Genomic DNA, 7,204 nt, shown 5'->3' on the forward strand with positions numbered 1-7,204 from the left:
TCAGGAACTAGCTCATGCCTTACATCTCATTAACCATCGTCCACGAAAATGCTTAGGCTGGAAATCTGCTCATGAATCTTTCATGGACCATGTGTCGCACTTAGCTTGACAATCCGTCTTAATCAAAAGATCCTCTTTCACCTCAACCCCCTCCTACTTGTCCACATATAGTATTAACGCTGTGTTAAATACGTCATGGAATTATTAAACCGCTTCGGGTTATCCACATTCCAGAGATATTCACGAGGTTATTGGATCTGATCGGCAGATTCATCCTCTTTAATCAAAAGCGACTAGGGCGTGTCTTAAATCTCACTAAGGGCATCTTTCACCGCCTTTTCGTCCCCTGCTGCGTCACTTTCTCTTGACGTACCCCGGTACGCCTGCGAAAAAGTTCCTGGATTGGAACGTAAATTCGGCAAAATCTGCTCCTTTCGGAGTTCTAAGACACACCCTAAAAAACATTCGGAATAGATAACCACTTTACGCCGGACTTTATTCACAACCTCTTGAGGTTATGGACATGATGCGATGTAAGCCTAGCCTTATTTTTTAAGTTTAGCTGGCCTTCTTCAAGAGCACATTAAGTTCCCCCTCAATAACCTCCATGATCCAGTAGCCTCACTCCAGCTTGGCTATCATAGATAAATAAGCCCGGCATACTCTTATTAATACATCTTACAAGAAAGCCTCTTTTGTAAACCCATGTGAACCAGTTCTAATTTAACCTTGATCAATGATACTCTTGGTCGTTCTAAAAATCTCGGATTTCTTCCAAACTTGATAATCACCAATGATATATAGCCTATATTTTGCTCTTGTTGCTGCTACATTAACGATATTGGGTTTAACCCAATTCACTGCGCCACCTGCCTTATCGTCGCATCCTAACAAAAATATAACTTCCTTCGCTTCTTTCCCTTGGAATCTATGTACTGTACCGCAATACTGATCTGCCCATATCTCAACATATTCCTTATATTGCTTGAGTTCAATGGATTCTTTGACCATGCTTTTCATTCCATTAATAACGGTCGTAAATGGCGATATAACATACATATCAGGTAAGCCGTTATACTTTCTAAAGCTTTCAATAATCATTTTAAGCGCTACTTTCCCCTGCTCGTGTACAAAATGATTCTTATTCCCAATTTCTTTACCGCTGACATCAATCCAACAGGTTTTCTCTTGTACGAATTTCGCCTCATTCTCTTCTTTCGCTTCTGTAGTCTTTTTCCTCATCATTCCGTCGTAGGACAATCTATTGGAGATACTAAACATTGGATTGATACAACGACGATGAACAACAAGCGGGCAGCCCACCCATTTTTCCTCGCCAGTAAAGGAATCTTTGATGTAGGACCCGAAACGGTTTATTCGATCAGAAAATTCCTGTACAGAAATAGTCTTATTTGAGTAGGGTAGAACGAAATTATCTGAAAATACTTTTTTGATTACATCTGCATCATCAGTAACAACCGGCTCGACCTGTTTGGGATCTCCTACTACGATTGCTCTTTTGCTTCTCCACAGAGCACCTAAGGCAACTTGTGGTGAAGCCTGTCCTGCTTCATCAATAATTAACAAGCCCATACTTCCCTGCTCTCTAATGTTTTTTAAGAAGCGCCCCACGGAAGCAAAAGTTGTCGACAATACTGGAGTTAATAAGAACAACGTATTCAGCAGATGAACAAATGAATGATTTCTATCTGATTGGCTGTATACACACACTTCGTTATCAGAATTCTCACTGTACTTCCACATCATCATGATATTTCTGATGTTATCTTTGCAAGCCTTCGAGGACAGAACGAATTCTTTATGAAGTTGCAGGGCTAGATAGAATAGCTTTTCTCTTTCTCTATTGTATTCTTCTGTAATCCAAGGATTCATGAGTTGTGCTTCGGTGTTTAGTTTAATATGATCACTATCAAAATAATTCCAAAATCTTTCATTAATAACACCCATGTTTTTTTCATGTAGGCTAAGCTGCTCTTGTAGCTCATTTCTGTCCTTTACAATCAGTTGCTTCAATGCTTCCTTGTGCTTAAGTCTTTGAGCTATAGCTACTTCAACCTCATTAATTTCTTTTTCCTTATCATTTATACCATTCCGTATTTGTATAATTTTCTTTTCATATTCTCCCCTTTCTTTGTCCTCTCTTATCTTTCCTTTTTCCAACGTTTCAATATGGATATGTTGCTGTTTGACTTGACGTTTCAGTTCCTCCACTTCATCTTTAAGCTTTTGAATTTGTCTAAGCCGCTCCGTCTTTATCCATCTACCAAACAGAATCTCGTAAAACTTCCTATTGTCTTCTTTATCGATAATGTCATTTTGTATTCTCTCAACATGCTTTTTTAATGCTAGTAAATGCCCTTGTTCAAGCTGAGTTTTATTACTATTCTCCGCGACAAGATCCATTATTCCAGCAATCTTTTTAATTGAATTGGCCTCTTCGATTTGATCAGTGTGTATGCTTTGCAGACATCTTTGTTTTTGTGCTTTAAGCGTTTGAATCTCAGTATTCACATTTTCAATCGACCGTTTGTTCTTTCGCTCTCTTTCACGAAAGGATTCCGATAATCGACTAATAACAGCAAGATCCTTTTTTATTCCCTCTACTTTTGTTAACTGATCTTTAAACTTTTGTCTGATATGTTCATATCCTTCTTGACGATTTTGAATCGAGTTCTTTTTCTTGTAAAAATTATCTATAATCTCTTTTAAAACATTGTAGCAATAATTTCCAACGTTCGATGATTTACCCATGGGAGCAGAAATAAGTCCCCACTCATTCACATCGTTAGATTCTTCCAACTCTTCTCTGGTAGACATCAGCTTATGAGCTAACCAGGAAAAATAAACATCACTTTTTTCTTCATCTATAGGTTGCTTTCTTCCCCCCTCTTCCTTTTCTCTAAATACTCTATAGGTTTCTTTACTCTCCGTTTTCGAAACATCAAATAATGCCGTTACGCCTTCCAGACCCCTTATAGCATCTTTACTGTCATTCGTTGAAGGTTCAAGACCGGAGAGAAGTGCCCCACCGTCAGGGAGCTCTTTTGTAATATTTTCCACAGCAGCATTATTGCAAGAAGCTACCAGCATATTGAATTCCGTTATCCGCTTATCCTTCAAGGCATGGTATTTTCTGCTATATCTATCATATCCATTCTGATACTCAGGCTTTCCATGCTCAAAGGACCTTTTCTCAAACGCATCGTCAGCCTTTTCATATTCACATAGCAATGCTGCACGTTTGACGATATTATCGGCAATTATTTCTTTTAAAAGTGTTGTTTTCCCGGTGCCTGGAGGGCCATTGACGGAGAAAATCTTCTTCAACTCATCCGACTCGCAAATTCCCATATTAATAGCGAGTTGTTGCATTAAAACAGGGTTAAATCTAGATGGCCATTTACCGGAGGGTGCTTTATCAGCGTAGAGCCATTCTTCTATATGAAGTTTTTCTTTTCTTATATCAACACGCTTAGTAGCTCCAATTAATTGCCCCATCCCATTGTGCTCATAATAAGCACCAACAATATAATCAATTGTATCTACAAACATTGCATTGTCTGGTGTGGCGGTATGAAGAGACTCCTTCACCAATTGTAAATCATCAGTATAAAAACCTTTAACTAGCTCGCTTATATCCTCTGCTTTCTCCTCTTCTTTTAAACAAGTTTTGTTATTGTCATATCGGCTATAAATTATATTGCCTTCCAATTCCAGATCTGGTGCAGAACCACATAAAGGTCTCATATATTTATCAAATAGCGAGCGATATAATTCTTCCAGCTGGGACTGTTGCAGTACTTCAGACTTGCAGATATTCTCATTGAATGTACTGAGATCAGATTCATACCGCTTGCTTGATAATTGCCCTTCTACCTTACCGCCACTTAAATAAATATTATAAATCCCCCAAACCAAGGGAGAAATCCTAAGACTATTTTCAATGTACACGCCTTCCTTATCAACCTTTAACCCAATGAAACAGATTTCATTTGTATCTTCTTCCGGTCTATCGTCGGGAACGCTTAAAATACGGTATAAAGCTTTAATTAATTGTTCCCTTTTGATTTTGCCTATACATAGATGAAGCACATCACTGCACACCGGATGATCCACAAAAAAATTATCGTCTCTAGTCATTAATTCAGATATCTCTATGTCCAAGGGCAAATTGTAATACAATTGAAATTTTTTAATGTTACGCTCTATCTTCTTATTACTAATAACCAATAGCTTTTTCTTCACTAAATCTACTGCTTTTCCATTTTCCGTTGTGTTCTTGGGAAATAAATCTTGATTTAAGAATTCAATGGTATGCCAGAAATCAACAATTTTCTGCGCAATTTCTCTTTTTCTATCAAAATCAGTTTTCATAGATGTAGTCCTCCGAATTGTAACTCTTGTCTAATCATAATTGATTTCCCAACATTTTCCTCCTAATAAGTTACATATCAATATGTAATATTCTTAAAAAGTATTAAGCAGCAGAATTACATTAAATACGGGTACAGCTCCTGGAAGCACTAATGCCCAAATGGTGTCCATCATTCCGAAAAATCGAACGGTCATATACCAAGGAATCAATCCTCCAATTATAAAAATCGGGTCTGTCAATAATTTTGTGTTTCTCATATGGAATCGATGTATACGGCGCCTTCTTTGATTCTCTTCTGTGCTATTTCCATCTGTTCTGGTGGGGAACGATTACCAAAGAAGATCAATCCTAAAATGAAAGGGGCTGTCCCTCGACCATTTTCATGGCTTTGAGACGGCCCCTTTCATAAATCATTATTGACTAATCGAACCTGTTGGATATAACGTCGTACCACCAATCGAAACTTTGATATTGCTGGATAATGGAACGTTCGTTTCATCAATCACGGTTCTCCACCACTCCCACGCAAGACCTGTACACTCTTTGGCGGAAATTTTGATGTTCTTGGCATTAGGAGGAAGTGGAATCTCTGTCGAGAAATGCGCTGTTTTATCTCGACCACTTCCTTCCCATGTTTTATGTGTAATGATTTCTTGTCCATTTGCATCAAATGTAAATTCATCCCAAGATACGTCAAACTGAGCCACGTATGCGCCGCTGTGATCAAGCGTTATTTTACCTTTAGTATATTCTGTAGTTTTGGTCTCAATATATTCCGTATTGTTGTGAACAGCAGCAATGGAATTATCTTTCAAGAAGACACTCGTATAAGAAATTGGGTAAGCTGGATTTTTACTGCTAAATTGTGCATTGTCCTTAATTACATTTTGGATAACACTAAAGTCTTTCGAGACGATCTGGTTATGTGTTTGTGCATCGCCGCCTAATACAACAGCAGTAAATGAACTTTCATCATAAATATCTTTGTACTGTCCACTACCACTAGTTTGTATGTTAGGATTATTGAGCAATGCTTTAAATGCCGTCTGTACATCACTACTCTTCGAGGTTGTCTCCAATTTCACGTAAATGGTTCTGCCATAAGCTACGTTGGATACCATCAGTGGCGGAGCCTCATTACTTACCCCTTTACGGGCTAATTCAGCAAACGTCACACTGTTGTCAAAAAGGTCCGATGGATTGTTAGGAAGAGTCGCACTTACGGTATAAAAGATTTGCTTATAAGCCGCTACCATCACTTTTTTCTCTCCGCTTGCGACCGCGTTAAAATCGATTCCGAGCGTATTGTTAAGGTATTGCGCGTTCACATTAAGTGCACTAGCAATTTGGTTTTTGCTGTACACCATCGATTCTGCATACTGTAATCTTGCAGGCAGGGTGTGCGTGTCCGAATACTTCTCAACCCAAGTCGACACGAGCTGATCAACGGCACCAGAAACACTGCTGAAATTTGGATTTTGAACCGTAATTCTATTTTCACTCTTCAACCCAGGTAGATCAATGCTAATATCTAATGGTTGTCTCGCGGCCATAACCAGATTAGGCTGATTATTCGCAAAATCCTCATTTGCAAGCTGTATTGCACCTGGATACGTGCGATTCGTGATCGAATCAATAATGGAAATATCTACGGGTGAGGTTGCGAGTGATTTTTTATCCCGTTCAACCACAATAAATTTACCATTGGACTGGGTACCTTCTTTGGGAACAAAACTACTAATATGATCACCATTGACGGCCAAAACTTCATGACGATTATAATTTAGGTCTGCGATCCCAGTATCAATATCATTTGGCACGTATGCTTCAGCGAATGAAATACTGGAAAAAGTAAAGACGCTTAAACAAACTAATAGACTTCCTAACCATTTTGCTCTTTTAAAACGTTTTTGAGTTTTCATATACATATCCCCCTCCTTTTTTGTAAAGCAGTAGGACCCTACAATATATATATCGGTTTTTTTGGTAGAAAAGGTGATGTATTTGTAGCTAAAAATATCACAAGGGTTACATTACATTTCACTCAATCCTCACAATCTTTTACCAGCAACTCAACCAGCTAATTATGTCAAGTCAAACCCAAAAAGTACAAGATGCTCTAATGCAAAAAGGTCTGCCTACATCCCAAAGCTCCGCGGATTCGAACGCAGTTTGGCTAGCGAGAGACACGATCAACGCTTATACGGATATTACGAAGTCCATGTTAAGCCAATATAACGTTCGAGAATTTATACTGGGTGTATACAGCCTGGTAGAATGGGTCAAGTAGAATTGTCGAATATGATAGATTATATCAATTCCATATTGCGGAGCCGTTAACTCTAGTGCAGTTGGCTACGGAAACTCGCATGAGCAGTCGGCATTTCATACGATTGTTTCGGCAACAGTCAGGAATGAATTTTCCAGAGTACCTGCAGCATAAAGGGATAGAGCTCGCCTGCCATTTGTTAATCGAAACAGACAATAAAATGGCCAGTATCTCAAAAAGTGTTGGCTACCAAGATACAGCACATTTCTGAGAGGTGTTCCGCAAACTAATTGGGATTAGCCCAAGCGAATACCGTAAATCGCAGTAATAATTAAGGAAAGATTCAATGATCCTTCATCTTTTGAAGGAATCAATAGTAACGGCACACAAGATAATTCCCGATTATCCGATTCACAAAAATCGAGTAGGAGGAGGCGGTAAGCCTCCGTCCTCTCACACCACCGTACAAGCGGGTCCGCATACGGCGGTTCCAAAAGGTTAACAAAGTTCCAGATAACGTGAAAGCAGACTTTTCAGCC

4 protein-coding genes and 2 pseudogenes are annotated in these 7,204 nt (G+C 38.8%); 3 read left to right on the forward strand and 3 right to left on the reverse strand.

The genetic code is table 11. The features are described 5' to 3' along the window. Window positions 1-109 (forward strand): annotated as a pseudogene (locus tag L1028_RS30635) (IS30 family transposase); the annotation flags it as partial. A 614-nt stretch (window positions 110-723) separates the two neighbouring features. Here L1028_RS30635 and L1028_RS30640 read toward each other — a convergent pair. The 3 genes and pseudogenes from L1028_RS30640 to L1028_RS30650 form a co-directional block, all read right to left on the reverse strand. Then, window positions 724-4,395, reverse strand: a complete 3,672-nt coding sequence (locus tag L1028_RS30640) for an AAA domain-containing protein (RefSeq protein ID WP_234541922.1) — start codon at window positions 4,393-4,395, stop codon at window positions 724-726. A gap of 96 nt (window positions 4,396-4,491) precedes the next feature. Further along, window positions 4,492-4,611 (reverse strand): annotated as a pseudogene (locus L1028_RS30645) (carbohydrate ABC transporter permease); the annotation flags it as partial. Window positions 4,612-4,809: 198 nt separating this feature from the next. Then, window positions 4,810-6,318 carry a thiol-activated cytolysin family protein gene (locus L1028_RS30650; RefSeq protein WP_234541923.1) on the reverse strand — a complete coding sequence of 503 codons (1,509 nt, stop codon included), beginning with the start codon at window positions 6,316-6,318 and terminating at the stop codon, window positions 4,810-4,812. Between the two features lie 164 nt (window positions 6,319-6,482). Here L1028_RS30650 and L1028_RS30655 point away from each other — a divergent pair, with 164 nt between their 5' ends. Both L1028_RS30655 and L1028_RS30660 read left to right on the forward strand, forming a co-directional pair. Then, window positions 6,483-6,686: a hypothetical protein gene (locus L1028_RS30655; protein ID WP_234541925.1), complete on the forward strand. Its 204-nt coding sequence runs from the start codon at window positions 6,483-6,485 to the stop codon at window positions 6,684-6,686. 55 nt (window positions 6,687-6,741) lie between these two features. Then, the gene (locus L1028_RS30660; protein WP_234541927.1) at window positions 6,742-6,936 is read left to right on the forward strand and encodes a helix-turn-helix domain-containing protein; all 195 of its coding nucleotides are present in this window, start codon (window positions 6,742-6,744) and stop codon (window positions 6,934-6,936) included. Window positions 6,937-7,204 lie beyond the last annotated feature (268 nt).

The sequence above is a fragment of the Paenibacillus pseudetheri genome (genome assembly GCF_924513355.1).
Classification (GTDB): Bacteria; Bacillota; Bacilli; order Paenibacillales; family Paenibacillaceae; genus Paenibacillus_AQ; species Paenibacillus_AQ pseudetheri.